Origin of the sequence: Methylobacterium sp. WL116 (genome assembly GCF_008039455.1) — a bacterium.
Lineage (GTDB): Bacteria > Pseudomonadota > Alphaproteobacteria > Rhizobiales > Beijerinckiaceae > Methylobacterium.
In genome coordinates this window covers 1-2,508 of the sequence record NZ_VRUV01000608.1, presented here as the reverse complement: position 1 = coordinate 2,508, position 2,508 = coordinate 1, and the positions used below count along the sequence as shown (strand labels likewise).

Sequence of the window (2,508 nt, the reverse complement as noted above, 5' to 3'; positions counted from 1 at the left end):
CCGCGAGCGCGCCGCCGGCCGGGACCTGATGCCGGTCGGCCGCCCGCAGGATCAGCGATCCGAGCGTCCGCATCTCCTGGTGCAGAAGGCCGAGCGCCGAGGCGACGGTCGTGCCCCTGGACCTGCGCGACCGCGAGGCGGTCCGCGCCTGGATCAGGACCCTCGACGGGGATGACCCGATCGACCTCGTGATCGCCAATGCCGGCGTCAACGGCGGCCATCCGACCGGCGAGGTCGAGAGCGAGGACGTCGCCTTCGAGACCCTCGACATCAACCTCGTCGGCTGCCTCAACGTCGTGCTGCCCTGCGTCACCGCCATGGCGGCCCGGGGGCGCGGGCAGATCGCCCTGATCTCCTCGCTCGCCGCCTACGCGCCGCTCGCCGACGCCCCATCCTACAGCGGCACCAAGGCGGCGCTGGTCGCACATGGGCAGGCCCTGCGCGCCAAGCTCGCGCCGAGGGGCGTGCGGGTCAACGTGGTGATGCCTGGCTACGTGAAGACGCCGATGGGCGGCCAGCTCAAGGGCTGGCGGCCGCTCGAGATGAGCGCCGATCAGGCCGCCGAGCGCATCGCCCGCGGGCTGGTGCGCAACCGGGAGATCGTCACCTTCCCGAGCGTGCTCTTCCACCTCGCCCGGGCCGGCCTCGTCGCACCGGAATTCCTGCGCACCGCCGCCATGCGCGCCTTCCGCTTCCAGCTGCGGCCGCGCCGCTGATGCCCAAGCCCAGCATCGCGCTCTTCGCCCTCGAGGCGCTGCCGAACGCGCGCGCCGTGCGCCGGTTCGTGGCCGATCACGCCGCGGAGATCGCCTTCGTCGGTCTGTCGAACGCCGAGCGGCCCTCGACCGGCGGCCTCGTCGGGCAGGTCCGGCGCCATCTTGCCCGCTCCGGGCCGGCCTTCCTGCCCTACCTCGCGGTGAATTTCGGCCTGCCCGACCTGCTCCGCCCGGTCGCGCCGCTGACCCAGCGCATCGCCGGCACCACCGGCTCGCCCGAGGCGACGCCGCTCGCGACCCTGTGCCGGCGGCACGGCATCCCGACGCTGACGGTCGACGACGTCAACGGTGCCGACGTCGCCGATCTCCTGCGCCGGCACGCGCCGGACCTGATCGTCACCTTTCACTTCGACCAGATCCTGGCGGGCGAGACGATCGCGCGGGCGCGGCTCGGTGGCCTCAACGTCCATCCCGGCCTGCTGCCGCGCCATCGCGGGCCGGTGCCGACGATCCACGCGCTGGCCGAGGGGCCGGACGCCTTCGGCGTGACGGTCCACCGGCTCGCCGTGGCGATCGATGCCGGCGCGATCCTCGAGCAGGCGCCGGTCGCGCTGCCCGCGGACGTGACCGCGACCCGCGCCGCCGTACTGCTGCACGAGCACGGCCGGAACCTGCTCGATGCGGTGCTGGCCGATATCGCCCGCGACGGCGCGGTGCCGGAAGGCCGCACCGTGCCGGTGCTGCCCTATTGCCCGTTCCCGGATGCCGGCTTCCTCAAGGCGATGCGCCGCCGGGGCCGCTATCTCACCGATGTCGGCGACCTGCGCGAAGCCCTGAGCCTGTCGGCGCGCGGCGCTTGATACGGCGGCCTAGGTGATGCGGCGGACCGGAGCGCGCCGGTAGGCGACGCGGGCCAGAACCACGGCGCCTCCGAGCTGCAGGAAGCCGTTCTCGGCGAGGTCGGACGGCGCCAGGTGCCAGTGGACCAGCCCGCGCGTGAGCGCGTTCAGGGCCATGAGGACGAGGCAGAAGGCGGCGGCGGCAAGCAGCGCGGCGACGAAATCGGGCATGGCTCGGCATCCCACTCTCGGACGATGCCGGCCGCCGCAAGAACCGCGCCGGTCGCGTCAGGCCGTCGCCCGCATCGACGCCCGCTCGCCGAAGGTCGCGAACCAGGCGGCCAGGCCCGGTCGGCTCGCGCGCCAGCCGAGCTCGGCGAAGCGCAGGTCGAGGTAGCCGAGGGCGCAGGCGAGCGCGATGGTGCCGATGTCGACGCCCGTGAGCGACGGCGCCTGCGTCTCGAACCAGTCGAGGGCGCTGACGATCTTGGCGGTCTGCCCGTCGATCCACGCCTGCGAGCGCTCGGATTCGGGTCGCGCGGTCAGCTCGTAGCGGATCAGCAGGGCGGCATCGAGCACCGCGTCGGCGGTCGATTGCAGGTTCAGCGCGGCCCAGCGCGCTGCGCCCGGCGCCGGGAACAGGTGGCCGCCGGCGAGCGCATCGAGGTACTCGCAGATCACCCGGCTGTCGGCGATCGCCGCGCCGTCGTCGAGGATCAGAGTCGGGACCTGCGCCAGCGGATGCACGCTCAGCACGCGCCCGTCCCGGGTCACCGGGTGGACGGCGCTCGGCAGCGTCTCGATGCGCTCGGCCAAGCCGAGCTCGTGGGCCGCCACCATCACCTTGCGGACGAAGGGCGAGGTCGGGGAATGGAACAGCTTCATCGGGGTCTCGTCGGCGTGGGCGGCGCGATCAGCGCCGGGCGGCGGGTTTGGCCGGGACGGTGCCGGCC

Annotated in this window: 4 protein-coding genes; 2 read left to right on the top strand and 2 right to left on the bottom strand. The window is 73.7% G+C overall.

Features of this window, described 5'->3' with window-relative positions; all coding sequences use genetic code 11:
- The first annotated feature begins 116 nt into the window (after nt 1-116).
- Both FV223_RS25215 and FV223_RS25210 read left to right on the top strand, forming a co-directional pair.
- The gene (locus FV223_RS25215) at nt 117-716 is read left to right on the top strand and encodes an SDR family NAD(P)-dependent oxidoreductase (protein WP_246689804.1); all 600 of its coding nucleotides are present in this window, start codon (nt 117-119) and stop codon (nt 714-716) included.
- Complete coding sequence (locus FV223_RS25210; RefSeq protein WP_147729518.1) at nt 716-1,576, top strand: formyltransferase family protein; 861 nt, start codon at nt 716-718, stop codon at nt 1,574-1,576. The genes FV223_RS25215 and FV223_RS25210 overlap by 1 nt, the downstream gene beginning before the upstream one ends.
- A 9-nt stretch (nt 1,577-1,585) precedes the next feature.
- Here the strand turns inward: FV223_RS25210 and FV223_RS25205 are convergent, their stop codons facing one another.
- Together FV223_RS25205 and FV223_RS25200 are read right to left on the bottom strand one after the other, a co-directional pair.
- Nucleotides 1,586-1,786, bottom strand: a complete 201-nt coding sequence (locus tag FV223_RS25205; protein ID WP_147729517.1) for a hypothetical protein — start codon at nt 1,784-1,786, stop codon at nt 1,586-1,588.
- A 57-nt stretch (nt 1,787-1,843) separates the two neighbouring features.
- The gene (locus FV223_RS25200) at nt 1,844-2,440 is read right to left on the bottom strand and encodes a glutathione S-transferase (protein WP_147729516.1); all 597 of its coding nucleotides are present in this window, start codon (nt 2,438-2,440) and stop codon (nt 1,844-1,846) included.
- Nucleotides 2,441-2,508: the final 68 nt, after the last annotated feature.

Excerpts from the sequence above, each read along its gene's own strand:
- FV223_RS25210 (WP_147729518.1), top strand. The coding sequence starts at position 716 with ATGCCCAAGCCCAGCATCGCGCTCTTCGCCCTCGAGGCGCTGCCGAAC.
- FV223_RS25205 (WP_147729517.1), bottom strand. The coding sequence starts at position 1,786 with ATGCCCGATTTCGTCGCCGCGCTGCTTGCCGCCGCCGCCTTCTGCCTC.
- FV223_RS25200 (WP_147729516.1), bottom strand. The coding sequence starts at position 2,440 with ATGAAGCTGTTCCATTCCCCGACCTCGCCCTTCGTCCGCAAGGTGATG.